Raw genomic sequence first — 21,571 nt, forward strand, 5'->3', positions numbered from 1 at the left:
ACACCCATCGGTTCATCGGATCCACGCATTCGCGCACCCCTCATGACTGATCGGAGATCAGAGATGAACGAGCACGTGGCAAGGAAGTTGGACAGACGAGGGTTCCTCACGGCCGCGGGCCTCACGGCCGCCGGGGCCGCCCTGGCATCGGTCGGCGGGCAGGCCTTCGCGGCCGTCCGTCCGTCGGCCCCGGCCGGGGCCAGGGCCGGGGCCGCGGCCGCGGCCGCGGGCTTCGCCGTACCGATCGACACCGTCCGGCACACCCGGACCTGGATGGCGTGGCCCGACAGCTCCGCCATCTGGGGCAGCAAGCTCTCGGGGGTCCAGGCGAACATAGCGCTCATCGCGAAGACCATCGCGAAGTACGAGCCGGTCGTCATGTGCGCCAACTCCGCGAGCGTCTCGAAGGCGAGGAGCGCCTGCGGTTCGGCCGTCACCGTCATCAGCACGATCCCGGTGGACGACTGCTGGATGCGCGACAGCGGCCCGGTGTTCCGTACCAACGGATCCGGCGGCCTGGACGCGGTCGGCCTGAACTTCAACGGCTGGGGCAACCAGCAGACCCACGCCAAGGACGCCCTGGTCGCCGGCCGGGTCGCCGCCTACGCCGGAGTGCCGTTCAGCACGGCCTCCTTCACCGGCGAGGGCGGCGCGGTGGAGACGGACGGCGCGGGCACCCTGATGGCCACCCGCAGCTCCCTGATCAACCCGGACCGCAACCCCGGGGTGAGCCAGGCCCAGCTGGAAGCGGCCATGTGCGCCGCCTTCGGTGCCTCCAAGGTCGTCTGGTTCAAGGGCGTACTCGGCCGGGACATCACCGACGACCATGTGGACGCGACCTCCCGGTTCCTCGCCGAGGGGTCGGGACTGGTGCAGATGCCGCTCGCGAAGGACACCGACGCCTGGTCGAACGACGCGCGCCAGCAGTACCAGATCCTGTCGACCACGACCAACGCCCAGGGCCACGCGGTCGCGGTGACCAAGCTGCAGGGCCCGGACTACGACAAGATCCGCTCCACCAACCCGGACTTCGTGGGCGCCTACGCCAACTACTACGTGTGCAACGGCGCCGTCATCGCCCCGCAGTTCGGTGACAGCACCGCGGACGCGGCCGCCAAGAAGACCCTCCAGCGGATCTTCCCGGGCCGGGTCGTCGAGCAGCTCAACATCGACAGCCTCGGCGCGGGCGGCGGCGGCATCCACTGCGTCACCCAGCAGCAGCCGGTCGCGTAACCGATCCCCCTGCACCGCAGCACTGGGCCGCCGGACCGCCAGGCCGCCGGCACGGTAAGGACGTACGGCCCCCTGCTGTCCGCAGGGGGCCGTACGGCTTTGCGCTTCGCAGCCCGTGGCCGACCGGCGCAGGGCGCCCGGCGTCCGGCGTCCGGCGTCCGCCTACACGTCGTCCCAGGCCATCGAGCTCATCCGCCAGCCGGCGGGCGTCCGGACGAACTGGGTGGTCTTGCGGCCGGAGCCCTCGAACCACTCGCCGTCGAGGAAACCGGACTTGCCGTACTCGCTGAACCGGTGCGCGATCGACCCGAAGATCTCGGTCCGCTCGGCGACTTCCCATTCGCGGAACTCCGTCAGCGTTCCGTCGGTGAGGATCTTCTCGCGGGGCTCGACGAACGAGTCGAGGTCGTAGACCACGGGCTCGGCTCCGACGTTCTTGATGATCATTCCCTGCGGGATGAACACCTCGCGGACCGCGTCGAGGTTGGGCCGCGCTCCCGCGGTATTGGTGAAGGCGCCGAGGAAGACGCGCATCAGCTCGTCGAGTTCGGCCTTGACTCCGGACACGGGGACCCCTCCCATAGTGGAACGCAAAAGAACCCCACCGAAGTGGGGTTCTCGCTTGTGTCCGAGGGGGGACTTGAACCCCCACGCCCGATAAAGGGCACTAGCACCTCAAGCTAGCGCGTCTGCCATTCCGCCACCCGGACCAGGTGGTCGGCCCCGGTTTCCCGCGGCGACATGGACAACAATAGCAAAGGTTCGGCGGGGTTCCGACCAGGTATTTCGGCCGGGCCGGGTTCGACGCGCCGCGCTGACCTGCGGGCATGCCCGGGGCCGGACCCCACCGGCCGAGGGAGACGCAGCGTCTCGCGACCGGTTGCCCGCGTTGCCGCGCCCCGGCCCCCGGGGACGGGATCTGCGCACCTCCCGGGTCGCACCGCCCCGCGGGCTCCCGGATGCCGATATCCGCTGGACAGCGGCGTTCCGAGCCGATCGGATGGGCGCCGCACGTTTGAGTCCAGGGGGAACCACGTATGGAATCCGAGCATCGCGTCAGCACGCTGGAGCTCTTCTTCGACCTCGTCTTCGTCTTCACCATCACCCAGCTGACGGTGCTGCTCGCGGACGACCTCACCCCGCGCGGCGCCGGGCGGGTGCTGCTGATCTTCACGGTGCTGTTCTGGATGTACGGCGGCTACGCCTACCTGACCAACCAGGTGCCGCCCGACCGGCCCGTGCGCCGGCTGCTCCTCCTGCTCGCCATGGGCGCGTTCCTGGTGTGCGCACTGGCCGTGCCGACGGCCTTCGGGGACGGCGGGGTCGCCTTCGGGCTCGGCTACCTGGTCGTCGTGATCACGCACAGCGCGCTGTACAGCCAGGCCCACGGGCGCGGGGTGCTCTGGTTCGCGCTGCCGAACGCGCTGTCCGCGCTGTCGGTGACGGCCGCCGGGTTCTTCGACGGGGCCGCGGCTCTGGGGCTGTGGGCGCTGGCGCTGCTGTTCCAGTTCGTCACGCCCGCCATCTCGCGGCGGGCGACGGCCCCGGGAGCCGGTCCGGCCGCCGGGACGACCATCGAGGTGCAGCTCGGCGGGATCGGCGCCGCGCACTTCGTGGAGCGGCACGGGCTGCTGCTGATCATCGTGTTCGGTGAATCGGTGATCGCGATCGGCATCGGGGTGGGGTCGCTGCCGCTGACCTTCGGGATCGCCGTGGGCGCCTTCCTGACACTGGCCGTCGGGGCCGCCCTGTGGTGGATGTACTTCGTCCGCGACGAGGGGCGCGCCGAGCACGTCTTCGCGAGCACTCCCCCGGAACGGCGTTTCAAGCTGGCGCTGCGCGCGTACTACTACGCCTTCATCCCGATGCTGCTGGGCATCGCCGCGTTCTCGGCGGGCGTGAAGAAGAGCATCGGGCACCTGGGCGAGCAGCTGCCGGCCGGTCCCGCCCTCGCGCTCGCGGGCGGGGTGGCCTGCTACCTGGCCGGGGACGTCGCCTTCCGGCTGGTGCTGGGGATCCGGCCCGTACGGTTCCGCGCGCTCGCGGTGGTGCCCGTACTGGCGACCGCCGCGGCCGGCATGCGGCTCGGGGCCGCCTGGCAGCTGGGCGGGCTCGTCCTGGTGCTCGTGACCGCGCTGGCGGCGGAGGTCCGGGGCACGCGGCCGGCGGCCGGGGCGCCCGGGGCCGCCGGGTCCGCGGCGGCCGGGGCCGGGGCCGGGGCTACGGGCAGCGGATGACCTGGCCGGCGTAGGAGAGGTTGCCGCCGAAGCCGAAGAGGAGGACGGGCGCCCCGGAGGGGATCTCCCCGCGCTCCACCAGCTTGGACAGGGCCATCGGGATGGAGCCGGCCGAGGTGTTGCCGGAGTCGACGACATCGCGGGCGACGACGGCGTTGACGGCGCCGATCTTGGCGGCGAGCGGCTCGATGATCCGCAGGTTCGCCTGGTGGAGGACGACCGCGGCCAGCTCCTCGGGGGTGACCCCGGCCTTCTCGCAGACCTTGCGGGCGAGCGGGGGGAGCTGGCTGGTGGTCCAGCGGTAGACGGACTGGCCCTCCTGGGCGAAGACCGGCGGCGAGCCCTCGATGCGGACCGCGTGGCCCATCTCGGGCACCGAACCCCACAGGACCGGGCCGATGCCCGGCTCCTCGCAGGCCTCGACGACGGCCGCGCCGGCGCCGTCGCCGGTCAGGACGCAGGTGGTGCGGTCGGTCCAGTCGGTGATCGCGGTCATCTTGTCGGCGCCGATGACCAGGGCCCGGGTGGCGGCGCCGGCCCGGATCGCGTGGTCGGCGGTGGCCAGGGCGTGGGTGAAGCCCGAGCAGACGACGTTGATGTCCATGACGGCGGGATGCCCGCCCATGCCGAGCTTGGCCGCGACGCGGGCGGCCATGTTGGGGGAACGGTCGATCGCGGTCGAGGTGGCGACGAGGACGAGATCGATGTCGTCGGGGGTCAGACCGGCGCTCGCGAGGGCCTTGCCCGCGGCCTGGTAGGCCAGCTCGTCGACCGGCTCCTCGGGGCCCGCGATGTGGCGGGTCTTGATCCCGACGCGGGACCGGATCCACTCGTCGTTGGTGTCCACCATGGCCGCGAGGTCCTCGTTGGTGAGCACTTTCGCGGGCTGGTAGTGCCCTAGCGCCACCACGCGTGAACCGGTCATGGGCGGGGTCCCCCCTTGTAAGGCAGTCAGGATTTACCAGCTTTGCCTGCTACTGACGGGTACAGGGGCGCGTGACCCGACAGGATTAGGTGCCCTGAATTTGGAGCTTCCCGAGGATCTTCCAGCCGGGGAAGGTGCCGGAAGCGGATCCGGGAGAATGGGTCACCCAGGCGTATGACAAGGACAGAACAGGTGGGCTGATCACATGGGACGGGTCACCGAACGCCGTCGCGTCGTCCGTATCCGGAATGGCGTGGTGGGCTCCCGGGCGGACACCCTGGTGGCCGAAGAGCCGCTGGAGATACGGCTGAACGGCAAGCCGCTGGCCATCACGATGCGCACGCCGGGTGACGATTTCGCGCTCGCCGTCGGCTTCCTGGTCAGCGAGGGCGTGCTCGGCTCGGCCTCCGACGTCCGGGCGGTGACCTACTGCGAGGGCGCCGCCGAGGACGGGACCAACACCTACAACGTGGTGAATGTACAACTGGCCCCGGGAGTTCCGGTGCCGGACATCACGCTGGAGCGGAACGTCTACACCACGTCCTCGTGCGGCCTGTGCGGGAAGGCCAGTCTGGACGCCGTGCGCACGGCGACCCTGTTCCCGGGGCTCGCGGACGATCCGGTACGGGTGAGCGCGCGGGTCCTCGGGGAGCTGCCGGACCGGCTGCGCGCCGAGCAGAAGGTCTTCGACCGCACGGGCGCGCTGCACGGCGCCGGGCTGTTCTCCGCGGAGGGCGGGCTGATCGACGTACGGGAGGACGTGGGGCGGCACAACGCGGTGGACAAGCTCGTCGGGCGGGCGCTGCGGCACGGGCGGCTGCCGCTGGCGGGCACGGTCCTGCTGGTGTCGGGCCGGGCCTCCTTCGAGCTGGCGCAGAAGGCCGTGATGGCGGGCATCCCGGTCCTCGCGGCCGTGTCCGCGCCGTCCTCGCTCGCGGTGGACCTGGCGCTGGAGTCGGGGCTGACGCTCGTAGGTTTCCTGCGGGGCGGGGACATGAACATCTACGCGGGCGAGGAGCGGATCCTCCTGCCGGCGTGAGGCCGCCGCGGGGCGGGGGCCGCCGGTGCCGGGCCCCCCGCGCGCCGCGATGGACTACTTCTGCTTCTCGGCCAGGACCCCGGCGCCGGTGTGCGCGGTACCCGGCTTCGCCTCGACGGTCTGGCTGTACGGGTTGTCCTTGGAGGCGGGCTCGATCTTCTTGGCGGCCGCGTGCTCGGTGCCCGGGGCGGCCTCGACCGTCTTCTGCGGCGCGGCCTTTCCGCCGCCGTCCGCGGCGTTGGCGACGCCGCCGAGCGCGAGGGTGCCGAGCAGGACGGCGGCCGAGGTGGCGGCGATGCGCTTGCTGAACTTCATGGGGGGGGCTCCTTGCCGTGGGGGGTTCGGGTTCGACTGACACCCCGAAGCTAGAAGAAGGCGACATTTCGCCGCTCTAACGCTTCCGGCTCCCGGACCCCCTCCGCGCTTACGGTGCCCCGACCGGGGTGCGGTCGCGGCTCCCCGGGTGCGGTCGCGGCTCCCGGGGCCCCCGGCCGCGCTTCAGCGCCCCCGGCGGCCGCGGCGGGAGCCCGGTGCGGCCGGCTTCGGGGCCGGGGGGTCTATGCGATGGAGGTCGAGGGTCGGCGGGACGGGGGTGGCTCCGGGGCCGCCGGATTCGGCCCAGGCGATGATCTCGTCGGTGGCGGTGTCGTCCAGGGCCCAGCCGAACCAGGCCGCGCGGGCGCCCCGGCGGCGGGCCTCGGTGGTGGGCTGCACCACGATGACGTTGGCCTGCGCGCAGAGGCCGAGGCAGTCGGTCGTACGGACGGCCAGGCGCCCGCCGGAGGCCGCGGCGGCCTCGCGCAGCCGGGCCAGCTGGCCCGCGTGGTCGGTGCCGGGGTTCTTGCTGGGGTCACCGCAGCAGCAGCCCCGGCAGACCACCAGGGTGCAGGGGCGCGGGGCGTGGGCGGAGAGCGGGCGTATCCAGGTCACCGCCGCACGTTACCGGGCCCGCGGGACGGGGTGTTGGGGGGTGCGCGAGACCTCCGCCACATGTCCGGCGGAGGGTCCGGGCGGTTACGCGGCCGGTGTGGGCTGGGTGGTTGGTGCGGCCTGGGTGGGCTGCGCGGTCTGCACGGCCGGTGTGGGCTGCGCGGCTGGTGCGGTCTGCACGGCCGGTATGGGCTGCGCGGCCGGTGTGGGCTGCGAGGGCTGCGCGGCCGGTGAGGGCTGCACGGCCTGCGGGGGCTGCGTGGATTCCGTGGCCCGCGCCGCTTCCCCGGCTTCCGGGTCCTGCGACCGGCGGCGCGCCAGGACCGCGCAGACCATCAGCTGCATCTGGTGGAAGAGCATCAGCGGCAGCACGGCGAGGCTCGCCTGCGCGCCGAACAGCACGCTGGCCATGGGGAGTCCGGCGGCCAGGCTCTTCTTCGACCCCGCGAACTGGATGGCGATCCGGTCCTCGCGGCTGAATCCCAGGCGCTTCGCCCCGTACCAGGTGACCAGCAGCATCACGGCCAGGATCACGGCCTCCACCGCCATCAGCACGCCGAGTCGCGGGACGCTGACCTGGTGCCAGATCCCGGCGACCATGCCCGCGCCGAAGGCGGAGTAGACGACGAGCAGGATCGAGCCGCGGTCCACGTAGCCGAGGACCTTCTTGTTGCGGACGAGGAAGCCGCCCACCCAGGGCCGCAGGGCCTGGCCGAGGAGGAACGGCAGGAGCAGCTGGAGGACGATCTTCAGCAGCGAGTCGAGGGAGAAGCCGCCCGCGCTGTTGCCGAGCAGGCCGGCGGCGAGGAGGGGGGTGAGGAAGATGCCGATGAGGCTGGAGAACGAGCCCGCGCAGATGGCGGCGGGGACGTTGCCGCGGGCGATCGAGGTGAAGGCGATGGAGGACTGGATGGTGGAGGGGACCAGACAGAGGAAGAGCAGGCCGCCGTAGAGCGGGCGCGTGAGGAGGGTGGGGACCAGCGCGTGGGCGGCGAGGCCGAGGAGGGGGAAGAGGACGAAGGTGCAGGCGAGGACGGTGAGGTGGAGCCGCCAGTGCCGCACGCCGTCGAGGGCCTCGCGGGTGGAGAGCCGGGCGCCGTAGAGGAAGAAGAGCAGGGCCACGGCCGCGGTGGAGGCACCCTGCGCGACGGGGGCGGCCGCCCCGCGGGCGGGCAGCAGGGCGGCGACGCCGACGGTGGCGAGCAGGCCCATGATGAACGGGTCCACGGGGAACCGGGCGGGGAGGTGCGGGCGGCGCATGGGGATGCTCACTTGCTCGGGGCGGGGGCGGGCGGGGCGGGCGGGGCGGGCGGGGCGGGCCTTCCTTCCATTCATCCTCGGGGGTGGGGTGGTGATCGGGAAACCCGTACACCGCTCTGACTGTCATCACGAGCCGTGATGAGCGGGAGTAGGATGCACAGCCATGTACGACCCGGTTCAGCTGCGCACCTTCCTCACCGTCGCCCAGACACTGAGCTTCACGCAGGCCGCCGCCCGGCTCGGCGTCCGCCAGTCCACGGTCAGCCAGCACGTGCGGCGGCTGGAGGAGGCCACGGGCCGGCCGCTCTTCCTCCGTGACACGCACAGCGTGGAACTCACCGAGGACGGCGAAGCCCTGCTCGGCTTCGCCCGCTCGATCCTGGAGGCGCACGAGCGCGCGACGGCCTTCTTCGCGGGAACCCGGATCCGGGGCCGGCTGCGCTTCGGGGCCTCGGAGGACTTCGTGCTGACCCGGCTGCCGGAGATCCTGGAGGCCTTCCGGCACGAACACCCCGAGGTGGAGCTGGAACTGTCCGTGGAGCTGTCGGGGACCCTGCACGAACGGCTGGACGCGGGGCGCCTCGACCTCGTGCTCGCCAAGCGGCGCGGGGACGGGGACGAGCGGGGGCGGCTGGTGTGGCGGGACCGGATGGTGTGGATCGGGGCGGATGGGCTGCGGGTGGACCCGGACCGGCCGGTTCCGCTGATCGTCTTCCCGCCGCCGGGGATCACCCGGGCGCGGGCGCTGGACGTACTGCAGGCGGACGGGCGGCCGTGGCGGATCGCGTGTACGAGCGGCAGCCTGAGCGGTCTGATCGCGGCGGCGCGGGCGGGGCTGGGCGTGATGGCCCACACCCGGGGACTGATCCCGCCGGGGCTGGTCCGGGTGGGCGGGCTGCCGGACCTCGGCTCGGTGGAGTTCGCCCTCCTGCGCGGCCCCCGGGTCTCCCCCGCCGCGGAAGCCCTGGCCGCGGCGATCCTCTCGGGAGCGGACCGGCTCACGCGCGCCGCGTAGCGGCGTCCACGAACCCGGCGCCGGAGGCGCCCCGCACGACCAAGACCCGGCGGTGCGCCGAGGGGCCCGGCCTGCTCCCGCTGGGGCTCCGCACCCGGGCTGGGGACGCGGCTCTGCCGGAACGACCGGTACGGGACCGGACCGGGACCGGCTGCGGGGTGCCGCTGCCCTGCGGGGCTCTCCCCATACCCGCCCTTCCACCGTTCCCCGGGCGGAGCCCGGCCCCTTGGACCCGGGCTCCGCCCGAGGCCCCTGGGGCTCCACCCCGGACCCCGCGCCTCAAACGCCGGCGGGGCCGGAATTGCCCTGCGGGCAATCCAGCCCGCCTCGCTGCACGCACGTGCAGACCTGCACCGGCCAAAACCAAGCCCCGCCGGCGATTGAGGCGCGGGGGCCGGGGCCGGGCACCGGTGGTGGGGTGGTCGGGATCGTTACCCGGCCACGGCCGGAATGTGCTGCCGGGCGGGACCCCGTACGCCTAGGGTCGCCCTACGCCAACCGGCCCGCACCGGGCGGCGATTCGTACGGAACGGGACATCGGGAAACGGGGACGGGCGCACATGAGGATCGCAGTACTCGGGACCGGCGAAGTCGGCCGGCAGCTGGCCGGGAAGCTCGTCGCGGTCGGACACCAGGTCACGATGGGATCCCGGACGGCGGACAACGCCGATGCCCGGAAGTGGGCCGATGAGACCGGCGGCGCCCACGGGACCTTCGCCGACGCCGCCGCCGGCGCCGAGCTCGTCGTGAACGCCACCGGCGGGCTGGTCTCCCTCGCCGTGCTGGAGGCCGCCGGCGCCGCCAACCTCGAGGGGAAGACCATCGTCGACGTCTCCAACGCGCTGGACTTCTCCGAGGGGTTTCCCCCCAGGGTCGTCACCCCGGACGGCCACAGCATCGCCGAGCAGCTCCAGAAGGCGTTCCCCGGGGCCCGGGTCGTCAAGACCCTCAACACCATGAACAACGCGGTCATGGTCGAGCCCGGCCGCGTGCCCGGCCACCACAACGTGTTCGTCAGCGGCGACGACGCCGACGCGAAGGCCGAGACCGCCGCGCTGCTGCGCTCCTTCGGGTGGGGCCCCTCCCAGATCATCGATCTCGGCGACCTGTCGAGCGCCCGCGCCACCGAGGCGCTGATGGCGTTGTGGCTTCGCCTCTACGGGGTGCTCGGCCCGGTGGACTTCAACCTTTCCGTGGTCACGGCCTAGACGCGCCGCTGGGGAGGTCTTGTGGAGGTCTCCCTTCCGTGATCACTTGCGGGTAGGCGTGGGATAGCGTCGCCGCGCCGCACGGAGAGGAGCGGGGCCTTGCACGAGATCACCGTCCCACCGGCCGTCACGGGCTCGCCCGTCGGCGGTCTGGCCGATGTCGTCTTCCTGCACGCCCGCGAGGACCCCGGCCGGGTCGTGCTGGGCCGCAAGAGCGGCGGGGTCTGGCGGGACGTGACCTCCGGCGAACTGGCCTCGGAGGTCGTCGCGCTGGCCAAGGGGCTGCTGGCGCACGGCATCCGCTTCGGGGACCGGGTCGCGATCATGTCCCGTACCCGGTACGAGTGGACGCTCTTCGACTTCGCCCTGTGGGCGATCGGCGCCCAGCCCGTCCCCGTCTATCCCAGCTCCTCCGCCGAGCAGGTCCACTGGATCCTGTACGACTCCGAGTGCACGGCCTGCATAGTCGAGGACGAGGACCAGGCCATGACCGTCGGGTCGGTCATCGAGCGATTGCCGCGGCTGCGCAGGCTGTGGCAGCTGGACGCGGGCGCGGTGGACGGGCTGGTCCAGGACGGCCTCCAGGTGGCCGAGGACGTGGTGCACCGCCACCGGGGCGCCGTGACCCCCGACGCGACGGCCACCGTCATCTACACCTCGGGGACCACCGGGCGCCCCAAGGGCTGTGTGCTGACCCACGGCAACTTCATGTTCGAGGCCGACACGATGGTGACCCGCTGGGAGTCCGTCTTCCGGGCCGGGCCGGGCGAACAGCCCTCCACCCTGCTGTTCCTGCCGCTCGCCCACGTCTTCGGGCGGATGGTGGAGGTGGCGGCCGTCCGTGCCCGGGTGAAGCTCGGACACCAGCCGGTGCTGGCGGCGGCCGAGTTGCTGCCGGACCTCGCCGCGTTCCGGCCGACGTTCGTGCTCGGGGTCCCGTACGTCTTCGAGAAGGTCTTCGCCGCCGCCCGCCGCAAGGCCGAGGCGGAGGGCCGGACCGGCCCCTTCGACCGGGCGGTGGACACGGCCGTGCGGTACGCGGAGGCGCGCGAGCAGAAGGCGTTCGGGCTCGGGCCCGGCCCCTCGGCGAAGCTGCGCATGGAGCACCAGCTGTTCGAGAAGCTGGTGTACGGGAAGGTCCGCGACGCGCTGGGCGGCCGGGTCCGGCACGCCATGTCGGGCGGCTCCGCGATGTCGCGCCGGCTCGGGCTGTTCTTCGACGGCGCCGGGGTCACGGTCTTCGAGGGGTACGGGCTGACGGAGTCCTGCGCGGCGGCCACCGCGAACCCGCCCGGGGCCACGAAGTACGGCACCGTCGGCCGGCCGATCCCCGGCAGTACGGTGCACATCGCCGAGGACGGGGAGATCTGGCTGCACGGCCGCCACGTCTTCGCCGGGTACCTGAACGACCCGCGCGCCACCGAGGAGGTGCTGCGCGACGGGTGGCTGGCCACCGGGGACCTGGGGCGTCTCGACGCGGACGGGTACCTGACGATCACCGGGCGCAAGAAGGAGATCCTGGTGACCTCCAACGGCAAGAGCGTGGCACCCACGGCCCTGGAGGAGCGGGTCCGCTCGCATCCGCTCGTCTCGCAGTGCGTACTGGTGGGCAACGACCGGCCGTTCATCGCGGCCCTGCTCACCCTGGACATGGAGGGGGTCGCGCACTGGATGGCGATGCGCGGCCGCCCGCAGCTGCCGGCGGCGGACCTGGTGCTCGACCCCGATCTGACGGTGGAGGTGCGCCGGGCGGTGGTGGCGGCCAACACCCTGGTCTCGCAGGCCGAGTCGATCCGTACGTTCCGTGTCCTGGCCGAGCAGTTCTCGGAGGAACGCGGGCTGCTGACCCCCTCGTTGAAGCTGAAGCGGCGGGCGATCGAGAAGGCCTACGCGAAGGAGGTGGCGGCCCTCTACCAGTCCTGACGGGCGCGGGAAGCGACCGTCCCACCGGTCCGAAACCGTTACCTGACGGGCCGTCACTTTACTTGTCATTGATATTGACGATGCGTCAGGTCGCGCACAGAATGCGGGGATTCCGACGGAGGGGATCCACACATGTTGCGACCGATCCGCACCCTGGCCGCCGCGGCGGCGACGCTCGCGCTCGTATCCGCCTGCAACTCCGCCTCCAACAGCTCCTCCCCGGGCAAGCCGGGAGCCTCCGGCACCTCCCGCGGGGTGAGCGCCGACTCGATCAAGGTCGGCGGCATCGTGTCGATGACCAGCGCCAGCGGCTACAGCAAGAAGGACACCGACCTCGGGGCGAAGGCCCGCTACCTGAGGGCCAACGCCGAGGGCGGGGTCAACGGCCGCAAGATCGACTACATCGGCGCCGAGGACGACGGGCAGGACCCCGCCAAGAACCTGGCCGCGGCCCGCAAACTCGTCCAGCAGGACAAGGTGTTCGCGGTCTCCCCGATGAGCTCGGTGACCTTCTCCGGCGCCGACTTCCTGGAACAGGAGAAGGTCCCCACCTTCGGCTGGGGCACGCTCCCCTCCTTCTGCGGCCCCAAGTACATCTACGGATTCAACGGCTGCCTCGTCCCCACCCCCGGCGGAACCATCAACCAGACCTGGCCCGAGGGCATCGGCAAGGTGCTCGGCGGGGCCCAGGGCAAGTCCGTGGCGATCATCGCCAACGACAGCGACGCCGGGAAGTTCGGCGTGCGCACCTTCCAGCAGGGCTTCGCCAGCGCCGGGTTCAAGGTGGCCTACGCCAAGGCCTCGGTGCCCGGCACCGCCGTGCCGAGCGACTGGTCGGCGTACGTCAAGGAGATCCTCCAGAGCAACGACGGCAAGGCCCCGGACGCCGTCGTCTCGGTCATGCAGACCCCCAACAACATCGGGCTGTTCACCTCGCTCAAGCGCAGCGGGTACAAGGGGCTGCTCTCCGACCCGACCGACTACGACCCGGGCCTGCTCGCCAAGGACGCCACCAAGCAGGCCCTCGACGGCGTGCACGTCCTGCTGCAGTTCGAGCCGTTCGAGTCGACGGACCCGAAGATGGCCCAGTTCAAGGCCGACATCAAGGCCGCCTCGGGCGGACAGGACGTACCGCTCAACATGCACATGATGACCGGCTACATGTCCGCCGACCTGTTCCTGTCCATCGCGCAGAAGGCCGGCAAGGACCTGACCGTCGAGTCCTTCCAGGCCGCCGCGCAGGGCTTCACCGACTCCGCCACCCTCGTGGGCGACCGCTCGGAGCCCAAGGGCCAGAAGGACAGCTTCGGCTGCGGGGCGCTCGTCCAGCTGAAGAACGGCGCGTACGAGGTCTCCGTACCGTTCAAGTGCTACGAGCCCATCCCCTTCAAGTAGGGGTACGGGAATCCGCATGGGAGATCTGCTCGCCTTCGTACTGAGCGGTCTGGTGTCCGGCGCCCTGTACGCACTGCTCGCCACCGGGCTGGTGCTGTCGTACTCGGCGTCCGGACTGTTCAACTTCGCGCACGGGGCCACCGCCTACCTGTGCGCGCTCGCCTTCTACGAACTCCACTCCGGGCTGGGCTGGCCGGCCGTCCCGGCGGCGCTGCTGGTGGTCCTCGTCCTGGCGCCCGGCCTCGGCTGGGCGCTGGACCGGCTGATGTTCCGCCGGCTCGCGCAGGTCGGCGAGACGGCGCAGATCGTGGCCACCATCGGCCTGCTGGTGGCCCTGCCGGCGGCCGGGCTGTGGGCGGTGGAGCTGCTGCAGGACGCGGGCGCTCCGCTCAAGCCGGCGGAGAACCAGTTCGGGCTGCCGGGGGTGGGGCCGAGCCCCGCGAAGTCCTGGCAGCTCACCGCCGACGTGGGCATCGACTCCGACCAGCTGATCACCTGGCTGGCCACGGCCGTGGTGGCGGTGGCCCTGTGGGTGCTGATGCGGCACACCCGGCTGGGGCTGCGGCTGCGCGCGGCCGTCGACAACCGCTCGCTGACCGAGCTGCGCGGGATCGACGCCGGCCGGCTGTCCTCGGTGGCGTGGATGATCGCCTCGGGACTGGCCGGGCTGGCGGGGGTGCTGGCGACGCCGCTGCTCGGGCTGTCGGCGCACGATTTCACCCTGTTCCTGTTCGTGTCGGCCACGGCCGCGGTGATCGGGCGGTTCGCCTCCGTACCGCTCGCCTTCGCGGGCGGGCTGGGGCTGGGGGTGCTGCAGAACCTCGTCGTCGGCTACGCCTCGTTCGCCGACTCCATCACCGGGTTCAGGACGGCGGTGCCCTTCCTGATCCTGTTCGGGGGCCTCCTGGTCCTCACCCGGCGGGCCCGGACCGCCGGGACCGCCGCCGTGGACCTGGCCCCGGTGGATCATCTGGCCGGGGCCTCGTGGGGGCGGCGGTGGGGGGTGTGGGCCGGCCTGGCCCTGGCGCTGGCCATCGCGTTCTACACCGTGACCACGCCGTTCTGGAGCGGGCTCCTCGCGCAGGGGCTCGCGCTGGCCCTGGTGTTCATGTCCTTCACCGTGGTCACCGGGCTCGGCGCGATGGTGTCCCTGGCCCAGGGCACCTTCGTGACCGCGGCCGCGCTGGTGGCCGGGCTGCTGATGAGCCACGGCTGGCCGTTCGTGGCGGCGCTGGCGGTCGGGACCTGCGTGGCCGCCGTGCTGGGAGCACTGGTCGCGCTGCCCGCGCTGCGGCTCGGCGGGCGGTCCCTGGCACTGGCCACGCTGGCCCTGGCCTTCCTCGCCGACCAGGTGCTGTTCCAGATGCGGTGGCTGCGCAACGGGGACTCGGGCTGGTCGGTCCCGCGCCCCGTCATCGGCCCCGTGGACCTCTCCGACGACCGGGCGCTGGGGGTGGCCCTGGTGGTCGTGGTCGCCGTGGTCGCGGCCGGGCTCAGCGCGCTGCGGGGCTCCCCCTCGGGCCGGGCGATGCTCGCCGTACGGTCGGCCCCCGCGGCCGCGATGGCCTCCGGGGTGTCCGTGCTGCGGACGAAGCTGCTGCTGTTCACACTGTCGGCGGGGCTGGCGGGGTTCGGGGGCGTGCTGTACGCCTCGTACAACACCCGCATCACGGCTACGGACTTCACCGCGATGACCGGCCTGGTGTGGCTGGCGGTGGTCGTGGCGGCGGGGGTCCGGCGGCCCCAGTACGCGGTGGTCGCGGGGCTGGTCTTCGCCGTCGCTCCGCGGGTGATGGCGGACTACGTGACGGAGTCGGCACACCTGCCGGTCATCCTCTTCGGCCTGGCCGGCCTGGCCCTGGCCAACGACCCGGACGGGTACTGCGCGGCGGTTCCGGTCCGGCTCGCCCGGCGACGGGCTGCGGCTGCGGCCGGAGCCCCCGCCGGGACCGGAGCCGAGGCTGTCGGCGGAGCCGTTCCCGCGGCCCGGGTGGGTGGCGGAGTCGGGGTGGGCCCTGCGGGGCTTTCCCCCACCCCGCCCCTTCCCGAAACCGGGGCTCCGCCCCGGACCCCGGCCCTCAAACGCCGGGCGGGCTGGAATTCAGCCCCGCCGGTGCCATATCCCGCAGGGCCCGCGCCCGCGCTGGAGCTGCGCCGCATAACGGCCGGGTACGACGGCGGGCTCGTGCTGCACGGTGTGGACCTCCTCGTACGGAAGGGGGAGATCCTCGCCGTGCTCGGCCCGAACGGAGCCGGCAAGAGCACCGCCTGCCGGGTGGCGGCCGGCGCGCTGCCCGTCACCGGCGGGACCGTGCACATCGGCGGCCGCGACGCCACCCGCGACGGAGCCGTGGGCCGCTCCCGCGCCGGGGTACTGCTCGCGCCCGAGGGAAGGGGCATCTTCCCCTCCCTCAGCATCGAGGAGAACCTGGCCCTGTACCTGAGGGACCCGGCCGAACGCGACGCCGTCTACGACCGGTTCCCCCGGCTCCGCGAGCGCCGCACCGTCCCCGCCGGGGCGTTGTCCGGCGGGGAGCAGCAGATGCTGGCCCTGGCACCGCTGTTGCAGCGGCCGCCCGGGGTGCTCATCGCGGACGAGCCCTCGCTGGGACTCGCACCGCGCGTGGTGGAGGAGGTGTACGGGCTGCTCACCGAGCTCCGCGCCGCCGGGACCGCGCTGCTGCTGGTGGAGGAGAAGGCGGCCGAGATCCTCGGGATCGCCGACACCGTCGCCTACCTCTCCCAGGGCCGGGTCTCCTGGTGCGGCCCGCGCTCCGAGGTGGAGGCGGACCGGCTGACCGAGGCCTATCTGGGGATGGCGACATGAGCGAGCGCGAACCCGTGCTGGAGGCCCGCGGCATCAGTGTCCGCTTCGGCGGGGTCAGGGCACTGACCGGCGTCGACCTCGGGATCCGGGCCGGCGAGGTGTGCGGGCTGATCGGGCCGAACGGGGCCGGGAAGACCACCCTGTTCGACGTCCTGTCCGGGATCCGCCGACCCGACCAGGGGCGGATGCTGCTCGACGGGGCGGACATCACCCGCCGCTCCCCGGTCTGGCGGGCCCGGCACGGGATGCGCCGGACCTTCCAGCGCCAGCAGCTGTTCGGGCAGCTCAGCGTCGCCGACAACGTCCTCGTCGCGCAGGAGTGGCGGGGCGGGGGCGGGGGGTTCGCCGCCGACCTGGTCGCCTACCCCTCCCGGCGCCGCCGGGAGCGGGAGCGGCGGGAGCGGGCCGCGCGGGTGCTGGGCGACTGCGGGATCGGCGCGCTCGGGGACTCGTACGCCGGCGGGCTGCCGGTGGGGCGGGCCCGGATGGTCGAGCTGGCCCGCGCCGTCGCCGATCCGCCCCGGGTGCTGCTGCTGGACGAGCCCGCCTCGGGGATGTCCGCTCCCGAACGCGAGCAGCTGGCGGTGGTCGTGCGCCGGCTCGCCGGGGAGGAGGGCTGCGCGGTGCTGCTGGTCGAGCACAACGTGGCCTTCGTGATGGACCTCTGCACCCGGGTGGTCGTCCTGGACCTGGGAACCGTGCTCGCCGAGGGCACGGCCGCGGAGGTACGGGCCGACGCGCGGGTGCGGGAGGCGTACCTGGGGGCGTAGGACCGGCCCGGGGGTGCCGGCCTGTTCCCGCCGTACGGATTTCACCCGTGCGGCGGGAATAGGCCGCGCGGGAGTCCGGTTGTCGCCGGTCGTACGAGCCTTCGTACCAGCAGTCAGCCAGCCCCCGTACCAGCGACGACTCGAGGAACGACCGACGTGAACCAGGTCCCCGTCATCAAGCTCAACAACGGCACGCTCATGCCCCAGCTCGGCTACGGCGTCTGGCAGGTCCCGGACGCCGAGGCGGAGCAGGCCGTCGCGACCGCGCTGGAGGCGGGCTACCGCAGTATCGACACGGCCGCCATCTACGGCAACGAGGCGGGCACCGGCAAGGCCATCGCCGCCGCCGGGGTGCCGCGCGAGGAGCTGTTCGTCACCACCAAGCTGTGGAACGGCAAGTCCGAGACCTGGGGCCGGGACGGCGTGCTCCGCGAGTTCGACGCCTCGCTGGCCAAGCTGGGCCTCGACGAGATCGACCTGTACCTGATCCACTGGCCGCGCCCGATGCGCGACGACTTCCTGACCATCTGGAAGACCTTCGAGGAGATCGCCGCGAGCGGCCGCGCCAAGGCCGTCGGCGTGTCGAACTTCCGCCCCGCCGACCTGGAGCGGCTCGGCGCGGAGAGCTCCCTGGTCCCGGCCGTGAACCAGATCGAGCTGCACCCGCTCTTCCCGCAGGACGAGCTGCGCGCCGTGCACGCCCGGCTCGGCATCGCCACCGAGGCCTGGTCCCCGCTCGGCCAGGGCAAGGAGCTCCTCACCCTGCCCGCCGTCACCGCGATCGCCGCCAAGCACGGCCGCTCGGCCGCGCAGGTGGTGCTGCGCTGGCACCTGCAGCTCGGCAACGTCGTGATCCCGAAGTCGGTGACCCCCGCGCGGATCCGGGAGAACCTGGACGTCTTCGGCTTCGAGCTGGACGACGCCGACATCGCCGCGCTGGACGCCCTGGGCGCGGGTGCGGCGGGCCGCCGGATCGGTCCCGACCCGGCCGAGTTCGACTTCTGAGCCCCTCGATGAGCACGTGGACGGCGCCCGACGGCGTGTACCGGGTCCGCAATGCCGCGAGCGGGCTGCTGCTCCAGGTGGAGAGCGGCAACCGGGTGTGCGTCGGGCCGGACGGCGAGCCGGCCGCGGCCCGGCAGTGGGAGATCACGCCGGTCCACAGTGGCGGCGGGATCTTCCACCTGGTCAGCGTGCACAACGGCAAGCGGCTCGACGTGGCGAACGCGTCGACCGAGAGCGGCAGCCGGGTCCAGGTGTGGAAGGCGAACGCCTTCGGGGCGCAGGAGTGGGTCGTCGAGGAACACCTCGACGACCCCGGCGTCGTCTCGCTGATCGCCGCGATCAGCGGACTGCCGCTGGAGGCGGACGCGGAGGGCCGGGCCCGCCAGTTCGAGGACACGGACTCGCCGGCGCAGTGGTGGCGCCTGGAGCCCGCCTAGGCCTTCTCTTTCGGATCTTGCCGGGCCCGCGGCGACCGGCCCCGGTCTGGCCCCACGCCGGCCAGCCGGCCGGTCCGGCCGCCCGGCCGCCCGCCCGTCAGTCCCGTACGAAGGCGCGCAGCCGGTACGTCGGTTCCGCGCGCGGGGTGTCCTGGTCCGGCAGGAGTTCCAGCCGGTCGGCGAGCTCGCGCGGGGCGATCCCGCGCGGGCGGACCCGGGAGGCGTACTGCCCGGCGAGCAGCGCGGCCGCGCTCCGGCGCGGGGTGCGCCCCTGGCCGTGGCCGGTGAAGAGGGCTTCCCCGGCGGGGTGCAGGCCGGCCCGGGCCGCGTGTGCGGTGACGTCCGCCGTGGCGTCGGCGGGGGTCGCGTTGAGGTGCGGTGCCAGCACGGCGTCGATGTCGCTGCCGACGTCGTGGGCGGAGTCCTTGTCGACGGTGGTGACGAACACCCCGCCGGGCCGCAGCACCCGCCCGGCCTCGGCGATCACGGCGGCCACCGCGCCCGGTGCGCGCAGCAGGTGCAGCAGCCAGACCGCGCCGACCGCGTCGAGCGAGCCCGCGCGGAGCGGGAGCCTGGTCCCGGAGGCGAGGACCACCGGGACCCCCCGGGAGAGCGCCATGGCCGCCATCCCCTGCGAGGTGTCCAGCCCGAGGACGCGCAGCCCGGGACGGGCGGCGGCGATGCGGGTGGTGACGATGCCGGTGCCGCAGCCGAGGTCGAGCAGGGTCCCGGTGGCCGGCGGGAGCAGGCCGAGGACCGCGGCGGCGGCGGCCTCGGCGCGCGGGACCCCGCCGCGCGTGGCGTCGTAGGCCTCGGCCTCGGCGTCGTAGTCGAGCAGGGGCCGCGGTACCGGCACCGTCAGTGGCACGGCCTTCGGCATCAGGCGGCGCCGTGGGCGGGTGCGAGGGATTCGACGCGCTCGGCCAGGGCGAAGTCGGCGTCGGTGACGGAGTCCCCGGCGTCGTGGGTGTTCACGGAGACGCGGACGGTGTTGTAGCCGAGGGTGAGGTCGGAGTGGTGGTTCAACTCCTCCTGCACGCTGGCGATGTGGCTGACGAGGGCGCTCGCCGCGAAGTGGCTGACCAGCCGGTAGGTGCGGAAGATCCTGTCGTCCTCGAAGGCCCAGCCGGGGAGTTCCCGCAACCGGTCTTCGATCTCCTTCTGCGAAAGCGGCTCTCGCGACATCCGCAGGCTCCTTCCCCGTGCGCGTACGCGTACGCGACTGCCCTGTTGACCTGACGTGAGGTCAAGGTTCCCACAGCTCGGGCTGGAGGGAAGGTTTCGCGCCATAGTGCGTGCGGGTACTTCCGCGCCTTCCGTGACCACCGCGCCGCCCCTATGCTCCTGCGCCGGACGTGACTGTTACCGCCGGTAATACCGCTGGCGGTGCCGCCGGTACCAAGGGAGCATCATCGTGACGCGCACAGGAAATTCCAGGCGCACGTTCATCGCGGGGGCCGCGGCCACCGCGGGCGCGTTATCCGGCGCCGGGGCCCTGGCCACCCCGGCCGAAGCCGCCGCCGAGGCCGCCGCCGGATCCGCCGGAGCCGGGCGGGCGCGCACCGTGGCCGTCCTCGGCGGCGGGGTCGCCGGCCTCACCGCCGCGCACGAGCTGGCCGAACGCGGCTACGCCGTCACCGTGTACGAGCGCCGGGCGCTCGGCGGCAAGGCCCGCAGCATGAACGTCCCCGACAGCGCGCGGGGCGGGCGCCGTCCGCTCCCCGCCGAGCACGGCTTCCGCTTCATCCCGGGGATCTACCACAACCTGCCCGACACCATGCGGCGCATCCCCTTCCCGGGCAACGCCAACGGCGTCTGGGACAACCTGGTGGCCCCGCGAGAGATGATGTTCGCCCGGGCGGCCGGCCGCGAGGACCTGCGCGCGCCGATCCCCTGGCCCGACCACTCCCCCGCCGAGCTGACCCCCGACGAACTGCGCCGGGCCCTCACCGGGATCCTCCAGTCGCTGGTCCGGCTCCCGCCGCACGAGACGGCGTACTTCGTCGACCGCGTGCTCGTCTTCCTCACCAGCTGCGACGAGCGGCGCGACGAGCAGTGGGAGCGCACCCCGTGGTGGGAGTTCACCCGGGCCGCGCGGATGTCGAGCGAGTACCAGCGCATCCTCGCCATCGGCGTCACGCGCAACATCGTGGCGACCAAGGCCGAGGAGGCGTCCACCCGTACGGTCGGCACGCTGGGTGAGGCCTTCGTCTTCAACCTGCTGGGGCGCGGCGCGGACGGCCCGCCGGACCGGATCCTGAACCTGCCGACCAACGAGGCGTGGATCGACCCGTGGGAGACCCATCTGCGCTCGCTCGGCGTGGAGTTCAGGATCGGCTGGACGGTGCGCGAGGTCCGGTACGGGGACGGCCGCGTGAGCGGGGTCCTCGTCGAGGACCCGGCCGGCGCCGCGAGCACCGTCACCGCCGACCACTACGTCAGCGCACTGCCCGTCGAGCACGCCCGCCGCACGTGGAGCCCGGCGCTGCGGGCCGCCGACCCGATGCTCGGGCGGTGCGACCTGCTGGAGACCGACTGGATGACCGGCATCCAGTTCTACCTCACCGAGCGCGCGCCCCTCGTACACGGACACCTCAACTGCATCGATTCGCCGTGGTCGCTGACGGCGATCCAGCAGGCCGAGCACTGGACCTCGCGGAACTTCCCGGCCGACTACGGGGACGGCGCGGCCGTCGACTGCTTGTCGGTGGACATCTCCGAGTGGGACAAACCCGGCATCCTGTACGGGAAGACGGCCAAGGAGTGCACCCGCGAAGAGGTCGCCCGCGAGGTGTGGGCGCAGCTGAAGGCCTCGCTCAACGACACCGGGAAGACCCTGCTGTCGGACGGGAAGCTGCACTCGTGGTTCCTGGACCCGGGGGTGGACGGGATCGGCACTCCGCACCCGACCAACCAGGACCAGCTGCTGATCCACCCGACCGGTACCTTCCACAACCGGCCGAGCGCGGGGACGCGCATCCCGAACTTCTTCCTCAGCGGGGACTACGTGTCCGTCGACATCGACCTGGCGACGATGGAAGGGGCCAACGCCTCGGCCCGCGCGGCGGTCAACTCGCTCCTGGACCGCGACGGTTCGACGGCCGGGCGGTGCACGGTGAAGCCGCTGTACCGGGCTCCGGAGGTGGAGTCCTTCAAACGGCACGACCTGTGGCGCTACCGGCTCGGCCTGCCGAACGCCTTCGACCTGGGGTGACCCGGCCGGGCTGACGCCGCGGGATGCCGACTGCCGCGCCCGTTGACGGCGAGGCACCCGCGGTCGCCGGGGACCGCACGGTGCGCATCCCCACCTTTTTTGAGGCGGATGGAAGGAAAGGTTGGGGGGCGCCCTGTTCTGCCACGGAACCGG

Annotated in this window: 19 protein-coding genes and 1 tRNA gene; 12 read left to right on the forward strand and 8 right to left on the reverse strand. The window is 72.8% G+C overall.

The genetic code is table 11. The features are described from left to right. Window positions 1–87 precede the first annotated feature (87 nt). Window positions 88–1,233 carry an agmatine/peptidylarginine deiminase gene (locus OG904_RS03340; RefSeq protein ID WP_405487186.1) on the forward strand — a complete coding sequence of 382 codons (1,146 nt, stop codon included), beginning with the start codon at window positions 88–90 and terminating at the stop codon, window positions 1,231–1,233. 162 nt (window positions 1,234–1,395) lie between these two features. Here OG904_RS03340 and OG904_RS03345 read toward each other — a convergent pair whose 3' ends face one another. Together OG904_RS03345 and OG904_RS03350 are read right to left on the reverse strand one after the other, a co-directional pair. Further along, a complete protein-coding gene (locus OG904_RS03345; protein WP_405487188.1) occupies window positions 1,396–1,800 on the reverse strand; it encodes a DUF4440 domain-containing protein in 405 nt (134 codons plus the stop codon). A 58-nt stretch (window positions 1,801–1,858) separates the two neighbouring features. Next, a tRNA-Leu gene (locus OG904_RS03350) sits at window positions 1,859–1,943 on the reverse strand. A gap of 327 nt (window positions 1,944–2,270) precedes the next feature. On the opposite strand from OG904_RS03350, the gene OG904_RS03355 reads away from it, so the two are divergent. Continuing rightward, window positions 2,271–3,470, forward strand: coding sequence for a low temperature requirement protein A (locus OG904_RS03355; protein WP_405487190.1), 1,200 nt, complete (start codon window positions 2,271–2,273; stop codon window positions 3,468–3,470). Here OG904_RS03355 and OG904_RS03360 read toward each other — a convergent pair. Further along, window positions 3,454–4,395 carry a beta-ketoacyl-ACP synthase III gene (locus OG904_RS03360; protein ID WP_405487192.1) on the reverse strand — a complete coding sequence of 314 codons (942 nt, stop codon included), beginning with the start codon at window positions 4,393–4,395 and terminating at the stop codon, window positions 3,454–3,456. The genes OG904_RS03355 and OG904_RS03360 overlap by 17 nt on opposite strands. Window positions 4,396–4,600: 205 nt before the next feature. On the opposite strand from OG904_RS03360, the gene fdhD reads away from it, so the two are divergent. Further along, window positions 4,601–5,434, forward strand: a complete 834-nt coding sequence (gene fdhD / locus OG904_RS03365) for a formate dehydrogenase accessory sulfurtransferase FdhD (RefSeq protein ID WP_405487194.1) — start codon at window positions 4,601–4,603, stop codon at window positions 5,432–5,434. Window positions 5,435–5,488: 54 nt separating this feature from the next. Here the strand turns inward: fdhD and OG904_RS03370 are convergent, their stop codons facing one another. The 3 genes from OG904_RS03370 to OG904_RS03380 all read right to left on the reverse strand — a co-directional run bounded on the left by OG904_RS03370 (window position 5,489) and on the right by OG904_RS03380 (window position 7,624). Further along, complete coding sequence (locus OG904_RS03370; RefSeq protein WP_405487196.1) at window positions 5,489–5,749, reverse strand: hypothetical protein; 261 nt, start codon at window positions 5,747–5,749, stop codon at window positions 5,489–5,491. Between the two features lie 183 nt (window positions 5,750–5,932). Next, window positions 5,933–6,364 (reverse strand): (2Fe-2S) ferredoxin domain-containing protein, encoded by a 432-nt coding sequence (locus OG904_RS03375; protein ID WP_405487198.1) that lies wholly within the window; start codon window positions 6,362–6,364, stop codon window positions 5,933–5,935. Window positions 6,365–6,448: 84 nt separating this feature from the next. Then, window positions 6,449–7,624, reverse strand: coding sequence for a bile acid:sodium symporter (locus OG904_RS03380; RefSeq protein WP_405487200.1), 1,176 nt, complete (start codon window positions 7,622–7,624; stop codon window positions 6,449–6,451). A 163-nt stretch (window positions 7,625–7,787) separates the two neighbouring features. On the opposite strand from OG904_RS03380, the gene OG904_RS03385 reads away from it, so the two are divergent. The 8 genes from OG904_RS03385 to OG904_RS03420 all read left to right on the forward strand — a co-directional run bounded on the left by OG904_RS03385 (window position 7,788) and on the right by OG904_RS03420 (window position 18,204). Continuing rightward, window positions 7,788–8,639: a LysR substrate-binding domain-containing protein gene (locus OG904_RS03385; protein WP_405487202.1), complete on the forward strand. Its 852-nt coding sequence runs from the start codon at window positions 7,788–7,790 to the stop codon at window positions 8,637–8,639. A 560-nt stretch (window positions 8,640–9,199) separates the two neighbouring features. Next, complete coding sequence (locus tag OG904_RS03390) at window positions 9,200–9,847, forward strand: NADPH-dependent F420 reductase (RefSeq protein ID WP_405487204.1); 648 nt, start codon at window positions 9,200–9,202, stop codon at window positions 9,845–9,847. A gap of 99 nt (window positions 9,848–9,946) precedes the next feature. Further along, the gene (locus OG904_RS03395) at window positions 9,947–11,770 is read left to right on the forward strand and encodes an AMP-dependent synthetase/ligase (RefSeq protein ID WP_405487206.1); all 1,824 of its coding nucleotides are present in this window, start codon (window positions 9,947–9,949) and stop codon (window positions 11,768–11,770) included. 132 nt (window positions 11,771–11,902) lie between these two features. After that, window positions 11,903–13,165 carry an ABC transporter substrate-binding protein gene (locus OG904_RS03400; RefSeq protein ID WP_405487208.1) on the forward strand — a complete coding sequence of 421 codons (1,263 nt, stop codon included), beginning with the start codon at window positions 11,903–11,905 and terminating at the stop codon, window positions 13,163–13,165. Window positions 13,166–13,181: 16 nt separating this feature from the next. Then, the gene (locus tag OG904_RS03405; RefSeq protein ID WP_405487210.1) at window positions 13,182–15,992 is read left to right on the forward strand and encodes an ABC transporter permease subunit; all 2,811 of its coding nucleotides are present in this window, start codon (window positions 13,182–13,184) and stop codon (window positions 15,990–15,992) included. Continuing rightward, window positions 15,989–16,762: an ABC transporter ATP-binding protein gene (locus OG904_RS03410; protein ID WP_405487212.1), complete on the forward strand. Its 774-nt coding sequence runs from the start codon at window positions 15,989–15,991 to the stop codon at window positions 16,760–16,762. The genes OG904_RS03405 and OG904_RS03410 overlap by 4 nt, the downstream gene beginning before the upstream one ends. 156 nt (window positions 16,763–16,918) lie before the next feature. Further along, window positions 16,919–17,767: an aldo/keto reductase gene (locus OG904_RS03415; RefSeq protein ID WP_405487214.1), complete on the forward strand. Its 849-nt coding sequence runs from the start codon at window positions 16,919–16,921 to the stop codon at window positions 17,765–17,767. A gap of 8 nt (window positions 17,768–17,775) precedes the next feature. Continuing rightward, entirely contained in the window at window positions 17,776–18,204 is a 429-nt protein-coding gene (locus OG904_RS03420) for an RICIN domain-containing protein (protein WP_405487216.1), read from the forward strand. Window positions 18,205–18,301: 97 nt separating this feature from the next. Here the strand turns inward: OG904_RS03420 and OG904_RS03425 are convergent, their stop codons facing one another. Both OG904_RS03425 and OG904_RS03430 read right to left on the reverse strand, forming a co-directional pair. Further along, a complete protein-coding gene (locus OG904_RS03425; protein WP_405497736.1) occupies window positions 18,302–19,042 on the reverse strand; it encodes a class I SAM-dependent methyltransferase in 741 nt (246 codons plus the stop codon). Between the two features lie 41 nt (window positions 19,043–19,083). After that, entirely contained in the window at window positions 19,084–19,389 is a 306-nt protein-coding gene (locus tag OG904_RS03430; RefSeq protein WP_405487218.1) for a 4a-hydroxytetrahydrobiopterin dehydratase, read from the reverse strand. Window positions 19,390–19,618: 229 nt separating this feature from the next. On the opposite strand from OG904_RS03430, the gene OG904_RS03435 reads away from it, so the two are divergent. Then, window positions 19,619–21,418, forward strand: a complete 1,800-nt coding sequence (locus OG904_RS03435; RefSeq protein ID WP_405487220.1) for an FAD-dependent oxidoreductase — start codon at window positions 19,619–19,621, stop codon at window positions 21,416–21,418. Window positions 21,419–21,571: the final 153 nt, after the last annotated feature.

The sequence above is a fragment of the Streptomyces sp. NBC_00096 genome, assembly GCF_045041305.1.
GTDB lineage: Bacteria > Actinomycetota > Actinomycetes > Streptomycetales > Streptomycetaceae > Streptomyces.

Coding starts and splice junctions, on each gene's coding strand:
- OG904_RS03410 (WP_405487212.1), top strand. CDS start 15,989: ATGAGCGAGCGCGAACCCGTGCTGGAGGCCCGCGGCATCAGTGTCCGC.
- OG904_RS03370 (WP_405487196.1), bottom strand. CDS start 5,749: ATGAAGTTCAGCAAGCGCATCGCCGCCACCTCGGCCGCCGTCCTGCTC.
- OG904_RS03360 (WP_405487192.1), bottom strand. CDS start 4,395: ATGACCGGTTCACGCGTGGTGGCGCTAGGGCACTACCAGCCCGCGAAA.
- OG904_RS03390 (WP_405487204.1), top strand. CDS start 9,200: ATGAGGATCGCAGTACTCGGGACCGGCGAAGTCGGCCGGCAGCTGGCC.
- fdhD (WP_405487194.1), top strand. CDS start 4,601: ATGGGACGGGTCACCGAACGCCGTCGCGTCGTCCGTATCCGGAATGGC.
- OG904_RS03420 (WP_405487216.1), top strand. CDS start 17,776: ATGAGCACGTGGACGGCGCCCGACGGCGTGTACCGGGTCCGCAATGCC.
- OG904_RS03400 (WP_405487208.1), top strand. CDS start 11,903: ATGTTGCGACCGATCCGCACCCTGGCCGCCGCGGCGGCGACGCTCGCG.
- OG904_RS03355 (WP_405487190.1), top strand. CDS start 2,271: ATGGAATCCGAGCATCGCGTCAGCACGCTGGAGCTCTTCTTCGACCTC.
- OG904_RS03380 (WP_405487200.1), bottom strand. CDS start 7,624: ATGCGCCGCCCGCACCTCCCCGCCCGGTTCCCCGTGGACCCGTTCATC.
- OG904_RS03430 (WP_405487218.1), bottom strand. CDS start 19,389: ATGTCGCGAGAGCCGCTTTCGCAGAAGGAGATCGAAGACCGGTTGCGG.
- OG904_RS03385 (WP_405487202.1), top strand. CDS start 7,788: ATGTACGACCCGGTTCAGCTGCGCACCTTCCTCACCGTCGCCCAGACA.
- OG904_RS03405 (WP_405487210.1), top strand. CDS start 13,182: ATGGGAGATCTGCTCGCCTTCGTACTGAGCGGTCTGGTGTCCGGCGCC.